This is a genomic window from Paenibacillus sp. FSL L8-0641, assembly GCF_038006265.1.
Lineage (GTDB): Bacteria > Bacillota > Bacilli > Paenibacillales > Paenibacillaceae > Paenibacillus > Paenibacillus polymyxa_D.
In genome coordinates this window covers 4248487-4268743 of sequence record NZ_JBBOUW010000001.1, presented here as the reverse complement: position 1 = coordinate 4268743, position 20257 = coordinate 4248487, and the positions used below count along the sequence as shown (strand labels likewise).

The following is a 20257-nucleotide window of genomic DNA, read 5'->3' as shown; positions in this document are numbered from 1 at the left end:
CAAAGAGAGGAGGGGAACTCAGGTGATGGATAAAAAGGACGAAGCCTTACTGGAGCGTTTCGGCGAGCATCCGACGCCATTTTACTATTATGACGGGGACGCGCTGCATGCTCATGTCAGCTCGTTGCTGTCCCGATTGCACCCGGCTGTGCGTGTACATTACGCGCTCAAGGCTAATGGTAACGTAGCCTTGGCTGGGTTGCTGCGCTCGTTAGGTTGTGGTGTTGAGATTGCTTCGGCCGGAGAAATGTTCGTCGCTATGGAGGCCGGGTATGCTGCGGAAGACGTGCTGTACGCCGGACCGGGAAAAACAGTAGCCGAGCTGAACGAGGCGATAGCCTATGGAATCGGCTGTATTCATGTCGAATCGGTGAGGGAGCTGCGTCTGCTGGAGGACATTGCGGCCCAAGCGGGCCAGCTTGTCAGGGCAGCGGTTCGCATCAATCCTGATAACGATCTGTCTGGAGCAACGATTAAGATGGGCGGCGTTCCGCGCCCCTTTGGAGTAGATGAAGGACAGCTGGATCACTTTTTTAAGGTGCTGGAAGATTGCCCACACGTCCATTTTCAAGGTATTCAGGTATATACAGGTACGCAAATGTTGAAATCGGATCAGATTTTAGCTTCATTTGCGAATACGCTGCAGTTGGCAGAACGGGTACAGGCTCAGTATGGTGTGGCAATGCATACGGTCAATTTGGGCGGCGGGTTTGGCGTACCTTATTTTGCTCATGAGGAGCCGCTCGATATGGATCACGTCATTGACGGACTGAACGCACTCGCGGAGCAGACCCGAACCCGCATGCCCGGGGTTAAGCTAATCATCGAAAGCGGCAGGTATCTGGTTGCTCAATCGGGCATGTATGTCTGCCGAGCATTGTATACAAAGGAATCCAAGGGAGAGAAGTTTGTCGTGGCTGATGGTGGCATGAATCACTACGCCGCAGCTACTTTTCGAGGACGCCGCATTAGGGACAACTACCCGGTACGAATTATGCGCAGGCAAGTGGGAGAATCGAAAGAACCCAAAGAACGAGAGTTGGAAGCAACCCTACGGATGGGGCAGAGAGACGTTTCTGCTCAAACGGCTGTTGCTGTCGAACAATCATTAGAAGAGATTGCAAGCCGAACAGGAGGGCCTTTGGAAGAAGCATCCATGGAGCTGGAGACGGTAAGCATTGTCGGTCCACTTTGTACACCCGAGGATTGTATTGTGAAAAAAGCGCAGCTTCCTCCGATTCACGAGGGCGATTATATTGCTTTTCCGAATGCAGGAGCCTATGGATTAAGCTATAGTCCACTACAATTTCTGGGACATGCTACCCCGGCGGAGCTGCTCGATTTTCGTGGGGAGGTACATGTCATTCGTGAACACGGTGACCGCACGGACCTGCTGCGTCATCAGCGCATGATTCCGTTGCCTGAGGATGTGGTATAAGTGAGCATTTTGCATAAATCCCAAGAGCGTTTTTAAATCAGCAATATATAGATCGAAACGCTTTAGTTCGTCTATATATTGTACTTAAGAACGTTGAGAATCGAATGATGCAAAATGCTGAAGTATGTAAAAAAAACGCCAAACCCATGGGAACCGATACAAATCGGACCTGTGATTTGGCGTTTTTTTACATGATGAGTAGGGTAGTATCGACTTAATGTTGCTTGGAGCTGCGCATTTCCTGACGCACAAGCTGCCATACCATAAAGATCAGTACAGCGATTTGTGGGACAAATGTTTCCCAAGTTGGATACATTCCCAGCCAGCTAATGGACGGAAGCGAGGAGGCAGTGTGCCCCGAAAGCTTGCCAGCCACCTGAAGCGAATGAATACTTTCGCCCAGAAATCGGAATACGAGATAGTAAATCAGTACAGTGGCAGTCAGGAAAAAGGCGCGAATCGGCAACCGTACACTAAATTTAATGATCGCAAACGCCAGAATGACCAGAATAAACGTCGCCGAGCTAATGCCGATCAGCAATTGCGAGGTTTCGATGGCTGGAGCCATACCGACATAAAAGATAGCTGTCTCGGCTCCTTCACGCAGAATTGCGAGCGCAGAAACCGCAAATAGCGACCACAGGCTTCCCCGTGCTAACGCGTTGCCCACGCTGTTTTCCACAAAGCGGTTCCACGCGGCAGCATTGGATTTGCTATGCAGCCAGCTACCAACGGTCAGCATCAGCACGACCGCCACCAGCCCGGTGACACCTTCCAGCAGCTCACGCATGCTGCCCGATGCGGCAGCTGCCACCAGCGTGGTGAACAGCACCGCCAGAATTCCGCTCAGCACCAGCCCCTGCCCATATCCATCGTCCAGCCACGGCTTCGCCGCTTTTTTTGGCATACGCCAGCAGAGCTGCGAGCACGAGGATGGCCTCCAGACCCTCACGCAGCAAAATCAGTGCGGCATCCCACGCAGTGTAAGAACGTTCTTCCGTCAACGGACGGAGCCTGTCCAGCATCTGATCAAGAGTCTGTATGGCTTTGTCTGTATTCGGTGGAGAAGACAGCAGATATCCGGAAGCCTCGGTCATTTCATTTTCAATCGCAGTGTAAGACGTCGGATCAGAAATTTGTACATGTCCTTCGACAGAAGGCCACAGAGCGATAAACTGCACTACCTTGTCAGCCGCTTGCTCTGATTGATTAGCTACAGCATCTTGGCGTGCGGATTCGAGCAAGGTGACTGCATCGCCCAAGGAAGCTGTCGAACCATTCGTCGTTCCGGTAGCCGTATTGCCTGTATTCGTTCCTTGACCTGTGTTCACAGATTTGCCCTGACTATAATCAGACAACAGAGTCGTTAATTCCTGCATTTCCCTGAGAGCCTGTTCTTGGCGAATGGGCTCAGCTTGCATGGAGATGCGAATGAGACTGATTTTAGTTTCGAGCGAACTGTATACCGGAAAATTGTCCAAACGAATCGGTGTTTCTACCTGATACCAGGCTTTGACGATTCGGTCGTAATCCACCCGGGCGGCAGCCCAATCGCCTTTTTGCATGGCGGCCAGACTGCCCTTCGCCATGGGAAGCAGTTTTTCCGCTGCTTTGGCTCCAGCCGGGGCTGGTTTGTCCCCTTCGGCAGCAGTGACGTACTCATTGACCGAGCGCGCTAGCACGGATAAGGCAGCTTTCGCTGATTCCCCGCCGCCACTGGCGAGTGTCTGCTCCGCATCGGTGAGTGCTTGATCTACAGTCGCGATGTGAGCTGAATCTCCACCATTTGTCTTGGCGGCCTCCCACAGCGTGCGGAATTCTTTCAGATCCTTGGAGGCTTCCGTCCATTGGGCTTGTCCCGCCTCCACCAGCGCTCCGCCCACTACAGGCATTAGCTGATCATTGGTGACAGCTTTGGCATCTGTTTGTGCAAAAGCGACCGACCCGGAACCGGAAATGAACGGAGTTACGGTCAGCAGCAGAGCAGCCACCAACCCCAACACCCATCCCAAGCTTTTATTACGCCGATTCATATAAATCCCCTTCCTTGCCTGCTGCTAAAATAACGTATCCCCGATGTAGCCGCCTTGCGATACACCTGGGAAGCAGGCGAACACCGCACTGCCTTTGTGTACAATGTATTCGTTCAGCTTGTCATTGCGTGCAAGTTTCTCCTGAATATGAACGAACTGCTTGAACAGATCACGCTGGTAGCTGATGAACAGCAGCCCGGCATCCAGCTGTCCAGTTTGCTTGTCCAATCCGCTTGAATACGAATAAGACCTCCGCAAAATGTTAATGCTCCCGTCCCCATGAGCCAAAGCCACATGAGAGGTAGGAGGCGTAACTGGCTTGCCTTCCGGATTTTTGGCTGCCAGATCAAGCTTGTCGAACTCCTTGACCTTACCGAGTGGGGCCCCGCTGCTGCGATGACGTCCAAAAGTATCCTCCTGGTCGCCCAATGTTGAGCGATCCCACACCTCTACCCGCATGCGTACGCGGCGTACAGCCATATAGCTGCCGTCGCCCATCCATGCTGGTCCGTCACTGGTCTGTGTCCACACCAGCCGATTCATCTCGTCTGCCTTGGAGGTGTCCGGGTTCCCCGTACCGTCCTTGAAGCCCAGCAAATTGCGTGGTGTGCTTCCCGCAGGATCAGCTTGTGCAGTCCGCTGAAAGCCTTCCTGCGTCCAGCGAAGCACCGCCGTTCCTCTGGCGATACGCGCCAAATTACGCAGGGCATGGAAAGCGACCTGCAAGTCATTGGCACATACCTGCACTCCGATATCGCCACCGCACCATTGCTCCTCCAGGGCATCCCCTTGAAAACGGGGCAGCTCACGGAACCCGGCAGGTTTAAGCCCTGCCAGGCCATATCGTCCATCAAAAAAGGATGGGCCCACACCAAAGGTGATCGTCGTGCGGGATGGCGACAATCCTGCCGCCTCGCCCGTATCGGACGGAGGGAGGTTGAGGTTTTCATTATCGTTGCCAAGGAGCACGCCAGAAGTCATTGTAGCGCTTGCTTCCGTCCAGGCTTTGAAGAGGCTACGCACCTGTTCCTTGTCGCTGGTTGTTAGATCGAAAGCGGCGAAGCAGATGAAATCCTGTGCCGGAGTCACAATACCTGCCTGATGCTTCCCGTAAAAAGGGATTACATCTTTGGTATCCGCATCCGTCATCATGCTTTCGAGACGTTGACCGGCTGACAGCACGGCTCCCACGCCCCCGCCGCCAAGCAGGAGACCTAGTCCACCTACCCCGGCCAGCTTCAATAGGTCTCGGCGTGATACGGATTTGCTTTTTCCTGACGGATCATCTTTCACTAGCTTCGCATCCTTTTTTACCAGATCGCCCTGTTCATTATGGGATTCCGCATACTGCGGCTTTTCTTGCCCTTTTTGCCGCTTAAAGCCTTTCATATCATTACACTCCTAACAATTTCCCCATTTGGGACAACGGTTCTGCCAAGGCATCGAGGTTTTGGCTCAGCTTTTTAACTTCTTCCGGTTTCAGTTTTGTATACGATACATAGCCTTCTCCGTCCTTGAAAGGAGCCAACTCCTGCTGTAAGGCCGTAAAGCGCTCACCGATTTGTTTTTCCAACGCGGCATCTTTTTGGTTCAGATCTGTTTTCAAAATGTCATATATCTTTTGTGCGCCCTCTACATTGGCTGCAAAGTCATACAAATCCGTATGGGAATATCGTTCCTCTTCACCCGTCACCTTCGAGGTAGAGACTTCATTCAACAACTCGACTGCACCCGTTACCATCAGGCTGGCGTCAATATTAACTGTTTCTACTTTGGCGCGCAGCAGCTTGGCATCACTCAGTAGTCGGTCGGAGAACTCGTCCATTCCTTTGGTTGTGTTTTCTTCCCATAATGTTTTTTCAATCCGGTGAAAGCCGCGCCAATCCGCTGCATCCACATCACCGTCACGTGCATCAATATTTGGGTCAAGATCACCCAGCGCTTCTGCAATTGGTTCAATCCGTTCATAGTACATGCGTGCAGGAGCATACAGCGCCTTGGCTTTATCCAGCTCGCCAGCTTTGACCGCGTTCGTGAATTCTTCTGTCTTCTTCACAAACGTATCGCATTGCTCGATGGCATAGGTGCGGTAAGCTGCTACCGCTTGATCAAAATTGGGAGCAGAAGCGGCAGGAGTCGTTGTCTGTGTTGTGGCTCCTGCATCTTTGGTCGTTGCAGCAGGCTGTTGAGTAGTAGTTCCGGTTTGTCCGCAACCTGCGAACAGAATAGAAGAGACCAGCACTCCGGCCGGTACGGCATAACGTAGTTTCATAATCAATGAACACCCTTTCTGGCCAAACTGGCCTTGAACCATAGTCTGTTGCGATATCTATATCAAATTATCATTTTGATAATGATTATCAGTCGCGGTTTTTCTTATCATAAGGCTGGCCCATATGCCTGTCAATACATAAATTAGACGCAGAGTCCAACCCTCCATCAAAGGGAGTTAGTAGGGTGCCTATGCCCATTTTTATCCGCATATTGAACCATACCTAAGCGCATGACATAAAATGTGTTGACTGTATCCCTTAACCTTGTTACACCACACAAAACCCGAGCAAGGAGGGGTGAAATTGACGAAGGGTAACGACCATAAAAACAAGTTTTTGTTAACTCACCGTGAACGTGAAGTATTTGAACTGCTCGTGCAGGACAAAACAACACGTGACATCGCCGGACAGCTATTTATTAGCGAAAAAACGGTCCGAAACCATATTTCCAATGTAATGCAGAAACTGAACGTAAAAGGTCGTTCACAGGCGGTCGTGGAATTAATCAGGCTTGGAGAATTAAAAATCTGACCTCTCGTTCCTTGCGGGGTACAAAGTCTTCTTGATGATCCTTCGACAGTGAAGGGTGGTCGGGAAGACTTTTGTTTTGTCAGGATTTTGAAAATATAAATTTTAGCTTGAATAAAAAGGGCTCAATCTAGAAATCAGTGGTTGATATTTTAGCCGGATAAGCGGTGCCGATTACATTCACTAAAATACCAGCTTTGTAGAAAAAGCGATTGCGCGTAAAATAGCGTCTCCGCTGATAGGATTTAATGCGATTATGGCGGCCTGCTACTGTTGCATTTGTCTACCGACAACGATGGTAATTGATGATTTCATTCTGCCAATTACGCATGGTCTTCGAGGTACTTTGAACGGTTACATGATCCATGTTCTCGCCTTGCTGAAACCAACGGTGAAAACCCTGGGTGGCGATCTGAACATTCGGTGAGTAGTTCATACCAGCGGGAAAACGCTTCTTTCCACTCCCAAACCTTGCGTAGCAGAGGAGGAAAAGGCAAGTAGGGCATCTAGCTGGACCTTTCTCTTTTCAGGAAGATGGTCACCCGGAGGATTCAGTAACCGATGATCCCTTTTCAAGATAGCCTTAGCCCGAGGAGCGAGCGTGTGCTGCACCGATTTTCGGACCGCCTGGACACATTCAATGACATAGCCATGATGTAGTCTTAAATAACCATCATATCCTCAAATTGACGTACACGACTGTTCGGGCTTGGTTTGACTGCTGTCCAAGGATGAAGGAAGTGAGTGCGTAAATTGTTATTATATGGTACGGTATAGTTGTTAAGACCTAGTTTCAAATGGAGGGAGAAACATGCCATCCCCTTTAACGGAGAAGGAAGTTAACCGATTATTTCAATTGTTAGATAATAATCAAATGAACTTCTTACAGAGCTACTTGAAGCAAAGTAAAAAGAGTAAATGGCTGGAGAAACTCGCTCACAAAAAAGGAATTGTGTTGCATTCCAGCACTTCAGTAGATGACATTTGAGAAAGACTGAACGACTGGGAACTTAACGAGACACTAGACGGCGGTTATGGAAACCGACCTTATAAATGTGAATGTGGAATAACACTTAGATATTGTTATATCGTTCATCATCGTAAAGAGAATAAGACATATCAGCTTGGTGAAACTTGTCTAGGCAATTATACGACGTTGTCTGCGAAACTAATTAAAGATATTACGAATGGATTTCATAAAATTGATCTTGAGCGTGATGAAATACTTCTTAGACATGGGCAGGGCTGGAAACTGCCGCCTGATTATAATGGGTTAATTTTAACAGAGGATTTGAAAATACAACTCAGATGTTTGAACTGTTATATTATTTTAATTGAGGCAAATAGAACATCGTACAAACGATCAAACTGGTCATTGAACACTAAGACCAATTATTTGTTTTTGCAGATTGGAAAGATTGATCCATTAAGAAAAGAGGTGCTATCTCAATGTTAATTAAGAAGAATTTAGATATTGAGGCAATATTGGAGGCGATGAATAGAGAGAATCTTGTATTATTTGTCGGTGCAGGAGTTTCAGCAAATTCTAACTTGCCCAGTTGGACGGGGCTTGTAAAAGAGTTTGCAACTGGATTAGGTATTAATAGAGAGATAAACTCAGATGACTTTTTAAAAATTCCACAATATTATTACAACCAGAGAGGGAAAAACGAATACTTTAAAAAGATAATTGAAATTTTCGACACACCAGTGTCTCCAAATATAATACATGATTACATTTTGAAGTTTAAACCTAGACACATAATAACAACAAATTATGATAACTTAATTGAGCAAGCAATTGATAAACATTTTATGTTCTATGATTCAGTAAAAGAGGATCTTGATCTTCCCTATGCATCTAATGGAAGAATGCTTATAAAAATGCACGGGGATTTGACCAAAAAAAATATTGTACTAAAAGAGGATGATTACTTAAATTATTCCGATAATTTCAAATTAATAGAATCGTATGTGAAATCAATTTTTATTAACAATACAGTTCTTTTTGTAGGCTATTCACTTCAGGATTATGATTTGAAATTAATATTGAAAAATTTGCAAGGGATATTAGGTGACCATTTTCAAAAAGCCTATTTGATTGATTCTTCAGAAAGCCCTAAACTTTCTGTGGAAAAAGATTATTTCAAGAATCTTGGTGTCAATTTAATTGATATATTTGATATTTCAAAAGAGTATTCTTATAAAGAGATTTCTGAACTGAAAGCTCCTCAAGGGAAAAACATTGCCAGAATTTTAGATTATATTCTTCAATATAGGGAATCAGTTAGTAATCCTTTAGATTTTTGTTATGATAAATTTCAAGCTTTTGATAGTCTGAATGCAATTAGATTGAAAGATATTATTAATTTACTCGATATAGGTAATTATTTTATTGAAGAAAGAACAACTTTGAAAGTGTTTCCCACCAAAGATGATAATTTTTTTATTGATCTTATCAATCGTTTAAATGCCATAAAAAAGTCATATGAACAACAAGATTGGGAAACTAAACGCAAATATGACTATATTAATTCTACATTTGCAAAAACAAAACTGTCAAAAATTAGTGTTGGGGGAAAAGATTTTATACCTGATTTATTATATCAAAATGAGCCAAACATCATCAAAAGTCTATTATTTAACGATTATTATTCAATAAATCTTGTAGCTAAACAAGATTATAAAATAATTAGTGACTCCGAGAACAAAATTATCAATGAACTAATGAGAGCGTATGCAAAATACTTAGTCAATCAATTTGTTTCTGCATTTGTAATACTTGAGAAAATTTCAATAGAATCGTATCGAAATAAAGATTTTATTCTACTATATATCATTGAATTCAACAAGAGATATTTGATTAGAAAACTTAAACTTAATAGGACTGGTGTTCGTAGGGTAATTTTGGGGACTGACTTTGGAGAAACCGTTTTCGTTGAACAAATCACTAAAATTATTGAGGCATATGAAAGTTCGAACCTCAAAATAAATGATGTATATGAGATGTTGGCCCGAAAAGATAAAGATAAAGTGAAATTCATACATGATTTATTGCAGGAACAGGGATATGTATCACAACAACTACTTCGTATTAAAGAGTCAACTGAGAAAGTGGAAAAAGATTTAAATACCAGATTTAGTAGTCCAGATTCTACCTCAGTTAATAATATGGTAAGTGTTGTATATGAATTTTTTGATTATACGCATAATAACTTCATTATGGTAGATCAATATTCAGAAGTGAGAGAGTATTACTTTTCTTATATAAAATCACTCCTCAGTACTTATTCAATCAAAGAAAAGTCGGAAACTCAAACAACTGAAGATGCTCTTTTTTCTGGATTTTTGTTTCATAGGTTACCCAATCATCGCTTATCAGGTAAAGATGTCATCATAATCTTGAAGTACTTAGATTGGAAAAAATTAAACGAACTATTTGAAGAATATAACATAGATGAAATTGAGATATCATTTCCAAGTATTCATTTAAAGGGACTATTCTCAAATTTAATAACAAGCTATTTAGAAATTGAGTATACTATTGCTTTGAGAGAAATTTTAAAAAATATGTTCTGCTTGTTTGGTAAGATAAAGATTAATAAAGAGGACTTAAATGAGATATTTGATAACTTGTTAAGGTTGTTCAGTTCCACATATGTGGAACATGAAATTTATACCACATTGTTAAATTTTTCATATGCCCAGAAGAAAAACCAGAATATAGAAGCGCCGTTAATTGCTAAGTTAATCGTAACCTTTGTTAACAAATTATTAGATTTAAAGTATAACGGAAATCAAGGAGGATTCGAACTTGAAGCGCTCAATAATAACAATTACATTCAAGGACTAGTCAATCTAATCGATGAGAGTGAATATGACAATATTAGTATTGAAATTGATATTAAGAAGTTAATCCTCTCGATTGAACATGGAAATCTATCAAATAACAAGTGGAGTATTTTAATTCGAGTTCTAATACCGCTGTATAGATTTTTGGATCCAGTAGATCAGAAGTCAGTAAAAGCAATTATAGAAGAGTTCTTATTACAGAACTTTGATGTTAAAATATATGGTGCAGCTTGTGACGCTGATATTTTACTTTCAACTGAGAATTATGAAGAGAAGCTATATTTAAAAGTACAACAAACAAAAAATGAAATCGTAAGAAGCTCAGTGAAGAGTTATCCTAATCCTTTAAGAAGCGAATTAGGGGTCGTGGTTGTACTTTTACGGCATAACAAAATAATTAATAAAGAGCCTTTCAAAGAGTTTATTGGAATTGATGATTTTTATGATTTAGTGATACAAGAGGATAATTTTGATTATCAGAAATTTAATTTGGATTGGTTCCCATACCTCAGTAAGGCTGAAATTAAGAAGATTCTTAGTAACTCGAGTAATAAGGAAATTTTAAGGAGAAAATTTGTTAAATCACTTGTAGAAGACGAATTAGGGCATCAGATTAAACGGTTTTATTTGGACTACTTTGAGACGTGATGCATTTGAAATGATTTTACTAGATGTGTTTCAATCCATATTTCCAACGTAATGCAAAAATTGAACGTAAAAGGTCGTTCACAGGCGGTCATGGAATTAATCAGGCTTGACGAATCTCTCGTTCCTTGTGGGGGATAAAGTCTTTCACGGTGGTCCTTCAACAGTGAAGAAGGGGGAGGCTTTGTTTTGTAAGATGACTATAATTATGTTTAACAAAGTTCAAAAATCCCTTGAGTACTTATGTGCTCAAGGGATTTTTTTTGTATCTCTATTTTATGAGCTTGATGAGCTGAATTTGAGATTGTTTGGGCAGAGAATCGGAGTGTTCATATACACTGATTAAATAACTGACAACATCATTTTCATTACTCAAACCTAACTCTGTTTTTATGGATTGTAATTTTTCTTTTATATCTTCATATACCATAACACTTTTTCTTTCCAAAATGGATTCGCCTCCCTAAGAGAAAATATATCACACGAATGAATTCAAAAAAAACGAAAATGAATTTAAAAAGGACATTTTTGTGTTCAAAAACAATTGACTATGTATTCTAAAATGGTTATTATGAATGCATAAGTGACCTAAATGAATTCAAAAGATGTAGAGATGGTCTCTAGAAATTATTTTCATAAATTAAAATGAAGGATGATACATATGACAAAAAAAGAAAAGACCAACATAATAGCCATCAAAGACATCGTACGCATGGAACAGGTTTGGGAACAAGAAGAAAAAGATGAGACAGGCTTATATTACTTCCACATTACAGATGTCCTTAACCGCAAATGGCAGACGATCGGATTAAACGTATCAGACGCTATTCAAGTGTTTGAAAACGGAAATGATGACGTGTGGACACGTATTATTAAGGCAGCTCCATTTAACTTTAATCTTACTGCCAACGATTTAATCAACACGCTCGATATTGGACCTGATGCTTGGCGTATTCGTAATGCTATCCAAATCATACTGAATACTGTTGAAAGACGCAATGAATTCGTTAACAAGATTAAAAATATAAACTTACATGATATTGCTAATTTACTCTATAAAATGAAAAGTCAGTATCTACGGTACACTCAACTCCCTAATGAAGAATTTATCAAAATGTATGTCGCGAATCCAGTGGAGGCATTGTCTGTTTATTTCCTAGAGACTGTTGATGTGCATACTTTTTGGGAGTGGCGTGACGCTGATGGTACTTATGAAAAGGCTATTGAGTATAAACGAGAGCAACCAGATATGACTCTAATTCAAGCTATTGAAAGAGCAGAAGATGAAGCTTGTGGAGGTTAAAGATGCTCTGACATTAATGATGATGTTCGGTACGTTATTAGTTACGCTGATCGGATTACTCGTGACCATTGTTATTGCATTGAACCAAAACAAAAAGAAATAAACAGCTTATTCTGACAAGGTGACGAAAAATAAAACGATTAAACCGCTGAAATATGTGGGAAATTGCGTGTAAATGATGTACTATATATAGAAGGAAGAAACTACCATTGGAGATCATGGTAAACTAGCAGAAGTGATCAAATCAGAAGAATTACCACAAAGTTATACAAGGCTAGAAATGCATTCGGTGATAGTCTAAGAATATAAATCCGTACAAAAGTAGTATTCAGCATGACGACAGGATGGAAGATGGATTGAAGAAGAATCACAAGGCAGAAAAAGCTCATTGCTTAAGGTAGCCGGAAGTAGCTTTTGCCTAGAGCTACCTGTGGTATATTCTTGATCGGAGGTGAACGTTAAGACATATGACACCCAACCAACACTTGATGACTTATACGCTGAACAGCGGTATAAAGGGAACTGTCGACCTAACCAGTAAGCAGGTGCAGGAATGGATCAAAGCATATCGAATTGGCAGCAAGTTTGTAACGGTTGTGGGAAAACAGTATTTTGGTTTAAACCCTGAGTTGGTAGCAGATTTCAAGGTACATAATGAATACTCGGAGCAGAGAGAACACATATTCATAATACAGCCTGTAATGGAACACAAAGCTGTAGAGCTGGACCCACTGGTAGAGGCGTACAGCCAGTATAAAACATTAATTCAGGTAGAATGTAAATGTGGTGCTTCCTATATAGAAGAGTCACCGCATAAAAGAACCAAGTGGTCATGCAAGGAGTGTAATAACATTGTGTTCCTGGATCGTAAAAAGGGCATGGTGGATACGGATAAAGGCAAGGCGTGGTACATGACCAACAAATACTATGTGGAAAGACAAAGCAACTGACAGATTGTCAGTTGCTTTCTAACCATATACTCACAATTCTTGTGTGCCTACCCAAATGATATAAGTCTTTTGGCAAATAATAAAATTGATGTTTTTTGCGCTTTGTAGTACATTATCAAGTGTATTATAAGGAGGCTTCTCATGTACGGACATAGACAAGATGATACTTTATACATCATGACTTACACATTAAATAGTGGTATCAAGGGCACAGTGCCTTTGTCTAATCAACAGATACAGGAATGGCTTGAGTGTTACAGAATCGGTAAGAAATTTGTAACCGAGATTGGCAAAGAGTACTTTGGACTGCATGCGGAACTGGTGGCTGATTTTAAAGTGCATAATCAGTATTCAAGCTATCAGGAGGTTATTATCCCCATTCAACAACCGGATACTGGCCTAAAAGAGTTGTCCCAGGCTTACAAATCAACAGAAACTTTAATTAAAGTAGATTGCAAATGTGGTACATCGTATGTTACAGAATCTCCCTTTAAGCGGACCAAGTGGTACTGCACCAAATGCCGGGAGATTGTTTTTCTCGACAACAAAAAGGGAATGGTGGATACTTCCAGAGGCAAGGCCCATTATATGACCAATAAGTATTTTGTGGAACGGGAAACAACTGGCGTATAAGCCGGTTGTTTTTTTGTTCGCAAGGTTTGTGTACGTCCTGACTTTTCAAAGCCATTGCGCTATAGTGAAAAAGGGGGCTTATGGAAATGTGGAGTATTTTGCTGAATCACGTTTTGTTGATAGGATTCCTGGCTGTTTTGATTCAACGGATCTATAAGCATCGCTTTCATCAGCAAAATGGTAGCAATTTTCTGCTATGCTTGTGGGGGATCTTGCTTAATCGGTACAATAGCTTGTTTGAACTGACCACGTTATATACGGTGTATACCGTTTTTTTTGCTGTAGGAGCATTGTGGTTTGGAGGTTGCTGGCTTGTGCAGCTATTGGAAAAGGGGAAAGATAAAGCTTGATATAAATGATAGTCAGGTGGTGAACGTCATCCGGGAAGATCATACGAATGGTGCAAGAAACCGCATGAGCACGAACAATGTGTACATACACGAAACGCTTCATTTGGAACAAATCATAAGTGACCTGCGGGTGATGGGCTATGTGGCTTTTCATCATCATCCGCAAATCACAGGTGACCTTGAAGAGCTGGAGGCGTTAAAAAAGCAACTATTGTCGTTTTTCCAACAGCATCATGTATTGTGGATTGAGCTTGACCCGCTAACACAATATGTGGTGGTGAATAACATGGGGAAGGCCACGGTGCTGAAACTCATGGGTCGGAAAATGAACCCGCTACGGGATCTGAGAGCAAACGCTGCTTTGGCTGGACAGCCGCTGCATGAGTTGGATCGGGAGATAGAACGGCTCAATCGGCTGGCTCATCTGTTGCGCTATACTCGTTTTTATTAAGCGACAGAACTAACGAAAAAAAAACATTCACGAAGCATGGGTGGTCCCATGCTGTGAATGCTTTTTAGTTTACTTATACCGATTTCAAAAACTCTACAATCGTCAGCAGACCCTTGTCGAAATTCTCCAAATTAAAATGCTCGTTGGGCGCATGCAGGTTCTCATCCGGCAAGCCGAAGCCCATCAATACAACTGGAGCAGTCAGCACACGGGAGAAGGTTTCCACGATTGGGATGGAGCCTCCATCCTTGGTAAAGAGGGCACGCACACCGTATACCTTCTCAAAAGCATCGGCTGCCGCTTGCAGAAACGCGTGGGACGGGTCGATGTTAAAGGCGTTCGCTTTCTCACCCTGTTGAATATCCAGAGTAGCTCCTGCCTGAACATGGGCGCGCAAATGGCGCTCGACTTTGTCCAGAATGTCTTGCGGGTTCTGGTTAGCCACCAAGCGGCACGTGATTTTAGCGTGAGCTTCTTTCGGAATGACCGTTTTCGTGCCTTCCCCTTGGAAGCCGCCGTACACACCATTCAGCTCCAGTGTTGGACGCGCCCCCACACGCTCAACGAAGCTGAATCCTTCTTCGCCATAGAGGGAATCAAGTGCAAGATCTTGTTGCAGCTTGCTCTCATTGAAGTCTTGCTTCACGAATTCTTCTCTCATCTCTGCCGATAATGGAGCAACATCGTCGTAGAATCCTTCGACGCTTACGCCGCCTTTGTCGTCATGCAGGGTTGCCAGCAAGGACACCAGAGCATGCAGGGCATTCGGCACGCCGCCACCGAAAGAACCGGAATGTAGATCTGTGTTCGCCGTGTGAATGGCAACTTCCAGTGAACATAGACCACGCAAACCTGTGCAAATGGCAGGCTTTCCTTTTTCGATCAAGGAAGTGTCGGACACCAGTACAGCATCGGCAGCCAGACGTTCAGCTCCAGTTTGCAAAAACTCAAGCAAGTTCGGACTGGACACTTCTTCCTCGCCTTCAATGCAAAATTTAATGTTTAACGGCAATTTGCCTTCCTGCTTCAAAATGGCCTCAACTGCCTTAATGTGCAAGAAAACCTGTCCTTTATCATCTGTCGCTCCGCGCGCATACAATTTTCCATCACGGATGGATGGCTCAAACGGTGGCGTTTCCCACAGGTGAAGCGGGTCTACGGGTTGTACATCATAATGTCCATACACGAGGATCGTTGGTTTACCAGGTGCGTGCAAATGATCGGCATATACCAGCGGGTGCCCTTTGGTTGGAATGATTTCAACGTTTTCCAGACCGGCAGCAGTCAGTTTGGCAGCCAGCCAATCAGCTGCTTGGTTAATGTCCTTTTTGTGCTCCGATAATGCTGAGATACTTGGAATGGACAACCACTCCTGTAACTCGCCCAGTTGCTGCTCTCTGGCTTTTTCAAAATATTCAGAATAACTCATAAACTATGTATCCTCCTTTTTCAATGTAAATCGTGTGAATGTTGCGCTATCCTCCGAACCAAGGCCGTGGACGATATGTCTAGTTTACTACGTTTTGTACTGAACGAAAAATAGGGAGATAAAAAAAGATTCTACCCGGGTCTGTCCAGACCTGAGCAGAATCGCTCTTAACCAAGCATATGGACGCACTTATGCGCGAATGTCCAGTTGACCGCCAAGATGAGGCTGTACGCTTTTTTCCATCATCTGCACTAAAGCCTGTCCTTGTTCACTAGCCTGATCCTTAGCCATACTTAATACCTTCACACTTGCAGCTTGAGCCAAGCTGGCCTGACTCATACCTGTTGATAATGCTGCGATATCCATGTTCCAACCCTCCCTCATTGTGAAGACTCTTTCTCTGTATTTATCGGTTGGAACGGTTATTTTGTTTCATCTAATTGGAATTGTGTCAGTAAATCTTGAAGCTGCTCTGCCAGACGGGTCAAGTCTGCGGCAGACGAACCGATCTCTTCCATGGAGGCGAGCTGTTCCTCTGCGGCTGCGGACACGGTCTCCGTATGGGAGGCCGCTTCTTCAGCAATGCGTGTAATTTCCTCCATGCTACTAACGACTGTACTCGTTCCATCTGCGACGCCAGCGGTAGAAGCTGCGACGTTATCGAGCTGCTTCGCTGATTTGGCTACCGCTCTACGGATGCGAGAGAAGGAGCGACCGGACATGTCTATGGAATTGATACCTTCGCTTACACGTTCCTTGGCGGATTCCATGGCAATCAGGGCTTCAGATACACCGCTCTGTATCCCTTGAATCTGTTCACGAATTTGTTGTGCGGAATAAGCTGAGTTTTCAGCCAGTTTGCGAACCTCTGTGGCCACGACAGCAAAACCTTTGCCATGCTCCCCTGCACGTGCCGCTTCAATAGAAGCGTTCAATGCGAGCAGATTAGTCTGGCTGGCGATTTCCGTAATGACAGTGACAATTGTTCCGATTCGTCCAGATCGGTCATTCAAAGCACTGATAATGGCATCCAATTCTTCCACGGTAGTGCGAATGCCATCAATGGAAACGACGCTGTTGCCGATATGCTCACTGCCTGCATCCGACGCCTGAATGGCCTGTGCGGAGTAAGTAGTCATTTCAGCCATAGTTTCGGTCATAGCGGTGATGTCTGTTGCCATGCCGCTAACCCGTGTCTGATTAGCTTTAGCACTGCCCACTTGGCGTTCGCTGCCAGCAGCCACGTCTTGAATGGCTATGGTCACATGCTCGATAGCCCGGGTCGTTTGTTCTGCACCTGCTGCAAGCTCTTGCGAGGATGCCGACAAATTGCCAGTCATCGCTTGAATTTCTCTAATCATGTTACGCAGGTTATCTACCATTTGCTGAAAATATCTTGATAATTCACCAATTTCATCTGTACTGGTCGTAGCCACGTTAATCGAAAGATTACCTTGGCTGATGGCATCCATAGAATTACGCAATCTTTGGATAGGCTTAAGTATACTGCTGATTAGCCACATTGCGAGCACACCAATGATGATGGCTGCAATCACCAACACTACGATCGTTGTGATAAGAATCGGTTGGGCGGAGGCACTGGTTTCTGCTTTGTCCATCGTTCCGGAAATTTTCCAGCCTGTCAGCGCATTGGTTTTGAAAATCAGGTGTTTATCTACGCCATTAAGATCGTAATTAAAGCTGCCTTCCTTAGAGTCAAACAGTTTGGGTATCGTTTCTCCCATTTTGGTACTTCCGCTGACTTCTGTCGGGTGGGTAACGATACGTTTGGTACCATCTAATATCATAATATAGCCATTTTGTCCGATTTTTAAATTTGTGATTTCTTTCAAATTTTTCAGGTTCAGGGAAAGGCCGAGAACACCGCTGTTGTCGGGAAGTGTACGTGAAATATACACAACGGGGATCTTAGCCGTATTGAGTCCAACAGGGCTGATTACGGTTTGACCGGGTTTCTCCAGGGCCTGTTTGTACCACGGGCGCTCTCGAGGATCGTTTGTGGAGCCTACGGCTTTGCCAATAATGAGTTTTCCTTCGGGAGTTCCTACAAACATATCAACAGCTTCCGCATGCATTTTCAAATACACCTGTAACCTTTTCAGGATGTCTTCATCTGCTTCGGCACTGTTATCACTAGCCGTCATCGTTGTAGAGTAATATTCGAGATCAGCGATTTTGGCTTGAATGGTTTGGGTAACTGCACGATCGGATGCGGTAACACTAGTTGTCGCACTATCAAGTAATTGGCGGTCCGTCTGGTTATATGCTGCTTGATAAGAAAAAGAACTTACAATAATACTAGGAACAAGCATGACCAGAAGGAATGCTGCGGTCAATTTCTTGCGTAGTGTTAATGTTTTCAGTCGTTTCATCTAACCCCTGCTTTCTATCTATATATTCATTTCCAAAGCTTATATCATATGTATTTACTATCGGTTTTTTTGAGCTGAATTGATAGATTTATTACTAATTTGTCCAATACGCCAAAGAATTTCTTGCATAACATGGAGTATCTTGCAATTTGGAGGGATAAGGTATGGGTTTTTTTCTGGATATGAGAAGCTCCACCCATTCATCAAAGACAGGTGAAGGTCCCGATATTCAACTGGGTCCTATACCGGAGCGATTCGGTTTGATTACTCTGCGAACCTTTCTTGTGCCAGGTCCGATTGTGACTTTTAGTGGTTCCATTGGTCTAATCGGTGAGCTTGGCGATACGTATGCAGTTGAAATCGTGCGTGGAGCCGACTATGATCCGAGCGAGGTAGTCTACCGCGCCGAGGGGGTACTGGGCGTGACCGGATCTAATGAAACGCAAGCTTTTAATGCACAGGATCTATCCGCTCCATTGGCAATACAAACAGTATATTCTTCTTATATTTCTGGTGTTTCGACCACTGTTCGTAATGGTCCAGAGGTATTCACGGGCATCACTTCGACTCCGTTTCTGTAAATATATCAGGTGAATATTTCTTTAGTAAATACTCGCTGCCTGTTCGTGGTTCTCCTAGGATAGGCCGCTGCGCAGAAGCTTAACTAGCCACGAGCATAGACAGACAGCTGCTACAGACTCGTGGCTATAATTCTCAACAACACCCAGAGCACAAATGACCTAGTTGTTGTAATTTCCTTTATGAGCGTGTTCTACAAAGTTGATCGTGCTTCTCGGATTCTATTTCTTAAGAATCTCTCGCAAATACACTGTCAACTCATCTGCCGCTTTGGTATGGGCGGGGAGCCCGGGATGGCTGCGAGACCCTATCGTTTCTTCCGTCGTGTTAGGCAGTTGGAATACAGACACATTCCCATCCCTCGTTCTTTTCTTGTATGCATCTACTGCTCGGTAGATTGAGGGCATCATAGGAGTACCCAGCATCCCATAGGCCCATACAATATGAGCCGCAGGATTGCAATTCCGAAGCTTGACAAGAAAACATTCGATAGCGCTTTCAAAAGCTTGTAAATCTTCTTCATTGAATGTGCCGTCCTCGTTCAAGCGTTGCTTGTACACTTCACCGCTTGCTGGGTCCGTCCATGCAGGAGAATAAAAGGCTCCCCCGTCATTAGTCCCCAAATTCACTACGACCACGTCCGGCTGCCATGAGGTAAAATCATGATCTGAAAATGCCCCTAATGCTTCGTTTCTCTCACCGGTCAGCACACCACATATCTGTTCATAATATGCCGGTATGTTCGTATCCGGATTATTATCCCAGCCCGTTAGGACACCCCAGCCGCTTTGTGATAACACTCGGTAGTCCGCATTCAGTGCTTCGGCTGTTATGGCTGTATAATTGCGTAGTGCTGTGAACAGCATGGGAACCCAGTCTGTCTCGTCCTTCGCTCCAATCGTTCCTTCTCCCGAGGTAATGCTGTCACCGATAAATTCCACCTTGAGGGGCTTATCAGGGACGGGCAACAATTCCCCGTCAACCTTCAGGGCATGAATTTGCAACAAGCAGCGCGGGTCCGAACTCATAGGCTGGACATCCTTGACCACACGGACATTTTTGACTGTATCAGGGTTTAACCCTCTCAAAAGACAGATCCAATGCCGTCCTGCAGTCACCATCAGGCGACTCATCGGGACACCATTGATGACAATACTGATCCAGGGCTCATACACCTGGTAATCGGCCTCAATTTCAATCCACAGCTCTGAGCCTTTGATATTCAATTCAATGCCACTTCCTGTCCAAAATAGAGTAAGCGGTGTACGTGTTTGCGTAGTTCGACCATGAACCTTTATATGCTTTGCTTTTGTAAGTGGGTATGTCTTCAATCTCTTGTTATGTGACATTTAAACACCCTCCTTATGGTTTTTAATGAATGCTAGTTTCTGTAATATTGT

General features: G+C 43.8%; 18 protein-coding genes and 3 pseudogenes. 12 read left to right on the top strand and 9 right to left on the bottom strand.

What is annotated here, in order from left to right; all coding sequences use genetic code 11:
* The first annotated feature begins 25 nt into the window (after positions 1–25).
* Complete coding sequence (locus MKY16_RS19280) at positions 26–1438, top strand: type III PLP-dependent enzyme (RefSeq protein WP_340957599.1); 1413 nt, start codon at positions 26–28, stop codon at positions 1436–1438.
* A 214-nt stretch (positions 1439–1652) separates the two neighbouring features.
* Here the strand turns inward: MKY16_RS19280 and MKY16_RS19275 are convergent.
* The 3 genes and pseudogenes from MKY16_RS19275 to efeO form a co-directional block, all read right to left on the bottom strand.
* A pseudogene (locus MKY16_RS19275) lies at positions 1653–3471 on the bottom strand (FTR1 family iron permease).
* A gap of 24 nt (positions 3472–3495) precedes the next feature.
* Positions 3496–4860: an iron uptake transporter deferrochelatase/peroxidase subunit gene (gene efeB / locus MKY16_RS19270; protein WP_209949748.1), complete on the bottom strand. Its 1365-nt coding sequence runs from the start codon at positions 4858–4860 to the stop codon at positions 3496–3498.
* Between the two features lie 4 nt (positions 4861–4864).
* The gene (gene efeO, locus MKY16_RS19265; RefSeq protein WP_069011021.1) at positions 4865–5743 is read right to left on the bottom strand and encodes an iron uptake system protein EfeO; all 879 of its coding nucleotides are present in this window, start codon (positions 5741–5743) and stop codon (positions 4865–4867) included.
* 304 nt (positions 5744–6047) lie between these two features.
* Here efeO and MKY16_RS19260 point away from each other — a divergent pair, with 304 nt between their 5' ends.
* On the top strand, positions 6048–6275 hold the full coding sequence (locus MKY16_RS19260; protein ID WP_007431813.1) for a helix-turn-helix domain-containing protein: 228 nt from the start codon (positions 6048–6050) through the stop codon (positions 6273–6275).
* Positions 6276–6424: 149 nt separating this feature from the next.
* Here the strand turns inward: MKY16_RS19260 and MKY16_RS26150 are convergent.
* Positions 6425–6935 (bottom strand): annotated as a pseudogene (locus tag MKY16_RS26150) (ISL3 family transposase); the annotation flags it as partial.
* A gap of 148 nt (positions 6936–7083) precedes the next feature.
* Here MKY16_RS26150 and MKY16_RS19250 point away from each other — a divergent pair.
* The 3 genes and pseudogenes from MKY16_RS19250 to MKY16_RS19240 form a co-directional block, all read left to right on the top strand.
* Positions 7084–7260, top strand: a complete 177-nt coding sequence (locus MKY16_RS19250; RefSeq protein WP_340956654.1) for a hypothetical protein — start codon at positions 7084–7086, stop codon at positions 7258–7260.
* 461 nt (positions 7261–7721) lie between these two features.
* Positions 7722–10772: an SIR2 family protein gene (locus tag MKY16_RS19245; RefSeq protein ID WP_340956653.1), complete on the top strand. Its 3051-nt coding sequence runs from the start codon at positions 7722–7724 to the stop codon at positions 10770–10772.
* Positions 10773–10793: 21 nt separating this feature from the next.
* A pseudogene (locus MKY16_RS19240) lies at positions 10794–10910 on the top strand (LuxR C-terminal-related transcriptional regulator); the annotation flags it as partial.
* Positions 10911–11040: 130 nt separating this feature from the next.
* Here MKY16_RS19240 and MKY16_RS19235 read toward each other — a convergent pair.
* The gene (locus MKY16_RS19235; protein WP_157136339.1) at positions 11041–11217 is read right to left on the bottom strand and encodes a hypothetical protein; all 177 of its coding nucleotides are present in this window, start codon (positions 11215–11217) and stop codon (positions 11041–11043) included.
* A gap of 213 nt (positions 11218–11430) precedes the next feature.
* Between MKY16_RS19235 and MKY16_RS19230 the strand changes: the two genes are divergently transcribed.
* The 6 genes from MKY16_RS19230 (at position 11431) to MKY16_RS19205 (ending at position 14456) form a co-directional block, all read left to right on the top strand.
* On the top strand, positions 11431–12072 hold the full coding sequence (locus MKY16_RS19230; RefSeq protein ID WP_340956649.1) for a hypothetical protein: 642 nt from the start codon (positions 11431–11433) through the stop codon (positions 12070–12072).
* Positions 12062–12175, top strand: a complete 114-nt coding sequence (locus MKY16_RS19225) for a putative holin-like toxin (protein WP_340956647.1) — start codon at positions 12062–12064, stop codon at positions 12173–12175. Before MKY16_RS19230 ends, MKY16_RS19225 begins: the two co-directional genes overlap by 11 nt.
* A 364-nt stretch (positions 12176–12539) precedes the next feature.
* Positions 12540–13022, top strand: a complete 483-nt coding sequence (locus tag MKY16_RS19220; protein ID WP_069011022.1) for a hypothetical protein — start codon at positions 12540–12542, stop codon at positions 13020–13022.
* 141 nt (positions 13023–13163) lie between these two features.
* Complete coding sequence (locus tag MKY16_RS19215) at positions 13164–13655, top strand: hypothetical protein (protein WP_013311697.1); 492 nt, start codon at positions 13164–13166, stop codon at positions 13653–13655.
* Between the two features lie 86 nt (positions 13656–13741).
* Complete coding sequence (locus MKY16_RS19210) at positions 13742–14005, top strand: hypothetical protein (protein WP_029518340.1); 264 nt, start codon at positions 13742–13744, stop codon at positions 14003–14005.
* A 64-nt stretch (positions 14006–14069) separates the two neighbouring features.
* Entirely contained in the window at positions 14070–14456 is a 387-nt protein-coding gene (locus tag MKY16_RS19205) for a hypothetical protein (RefSeq protein ID WP_340957598.1), read from the top strand.
* A gap of 73 nt (positions 14457–14529) precedes the next feature.
* Here the strand turns inward: MKY16_RS19205 and MKY16_RS19200 are convergent, their stop codons facing one another.
* The 3 genes from MKY16_RS19200 to MKY16_RS19190 form a co-directional block, all read right to left on the bottom strand.
* Positions 14530–15885 (bottom strand): dipeptidase, encoded by a 1356-nt coding sequence (locus MKY16_RS19200; protein ID WP_250240177.1) that lies wholly within the window; start codon positions 15883–15885, stop codon positions 14530–14532.
* 189 nt (positions 15886–16074) lie between these two features.
* Positions 16075–16251 (bottom strand): YjfB family protein, encoded by a 177-nt coding sequence (locus MKY16_RS19195; RefSeq protein WP_080658659.1) that lies wholly within the window; start codon positions 16249–16251, stop codon positions 16075–16077.
* Between the two features lie 56 nt (positions 16252–16307).
* Complete coding sequence (locus MKY16_RS19190; protein ID WP_340956644.1) at positions 16308–18278, bottom strand: methyl-accepting chemotaxis protein; 1971 nt, start codon at positions 18276–18278, stop codon at positions 16308–16310.
* Between the two features lie 164 nt (positions 18279–18442).
* Here MKY16_RS19190 and MKY16_RS19185 point away from each other — a divergent pair, with 164 nt between their 5' ends.
* The gene (locus tag MKY16_RS19185; RefSeq protein WP_340956641.1) at positions 18443–18859 is read left to right on the top strand and encodes a hypothetical protein; all 417 of its coding nucleotides are present in this window, start codon (positions 18443–18445) and stop codon (positions 18857–18859) included.
* Between the two features lie 219 nt (positions 18860–19078).
* Here the strand turns inward: MKY16_RS19185 and MKY16_RS19180 are convergent, their stop codons facing one another.
* Positions 19079–20206, bottom strand: coding sequence for an SGNH/GDSL hydrolase family protein (locus MKY16_RS19180; protein WP_340956640.1), 1128 nt, complete (start codon positions 20204–20206; stop codon positions 19079–19081).
* Positions 20207–20257: the final 51 nt, after the last annotated feature.

What these genes read in the sequence shown, in the direction of transcription:
- MKY16_RS19280 (WP_340957599.1), top strand. Translation starts at nt 26, where the DNA reads ATGGATAAAAAGGACGAAGCCTTACTGGAGCGTTTCGGCGAGCATCCG.
- efeB (WP_209949748.1), bottom strand. Translation starts at nt 4,860, where the DNA reads ATGAAAGGCTTTAAGCGGCAAAAAGGGCAAGAAAAGCCGCAGTATGCG.
- efeO (WP_069011021.1), bottom strand. Translation starts at nt 5,743, where the DNA reads ATGAAACTACGTTATGCCGTACCGGCCGGAGTGCTGGTCTCTTCTATT.
- MKY16_RS19250 (WP_340956654.1), top strand. Translation starts at nt 7,084, where the DNA reads ATGCCATCCCCTTTAACGGAGAAGGAAGTTAACCGATTATTTCAATTG.
- MKY16_RS19245 (WP_340956653.1), top strand. Translation starts at nt 7,722, where the DNA reads ATGTTAATTAAGAAGAATTTAGATATTGAGGCAATATTGGAGGCGATG.
- MKY16_RS19230 (WP_340956649.1), top strand. Translation starts at nt 11,431, where the DNA reads ATGACAAAAAAAGAAAAGACCAACATAATAGCCATCAAAGACATCGTA.
- MKY16_RS19220 (WP_069011022.1), top strand. Translation starts at nt 12,540, where the DNA reads ATGACACCCAACCAACACTTGATGACTTATACGCTGAACAGCGGTATA.
- MKY16_RS19215 (WP_013311697.1), top strand. Translation starts at nt 13,164, where the DNA reads ATGTACGGACATAGACAAGATGATACTTTATACATCATGACTTACACA.
- MKY16_RS19210 (WP_029518340.1), top strand. Translation starts at nt 13,742, where the DNA reads ATGTGGAGTATTTTGCTGAATCACGTTTTGTTGATAGGATTCCTGGCT.
- MKY16_RS19205 (WP_340957598.1), top strand. Translation starts at nt 14,070, where the DNA reads ATGAGCACGAACAATGTGTACATACACGAAACGCTTCATTTGGAACAA.
- MKY16_RS19200 (WP_250240177.1), bottom strand. Translation starts at nt 15,885, where the DNA reads ATGAGTTATTCTGAATATTTTGAAAAAGCCAGAGAGCAGCAACTGGGC.
- MKY16_RS19195 (WP_080658659.1), bottom strand. Translation starts at nt 16,251, where the DNA reads ATGGATATCGCAGCATTATCAACAGGTATGAGTCAGGCCAGCTTGGCT.
- MKY16_RS19190 (WP_340956644.1), bottom strand. Translation starts at nt 18,278, where the DNA reads ATGAAACGACTGAAAACATTAACACTACGCAAGAAATTGACCGCAGCA.
- MKY16_RS19185 (WP_340956641.1), top strand. Translation starts at nt 18,443, where the DNA reads ATGGGTTTTTTTCTGGATATGAGAAGCTCCACCCATTCATCAAAGACA.
- MKY16_RS19180 (WP_340956640.1), bottom strand. Translation starts at nt 20,206, where the DNA reads ATGTCACATAACAAGAGATTGAAGACATACCCACTTACAAAAGCAAAG.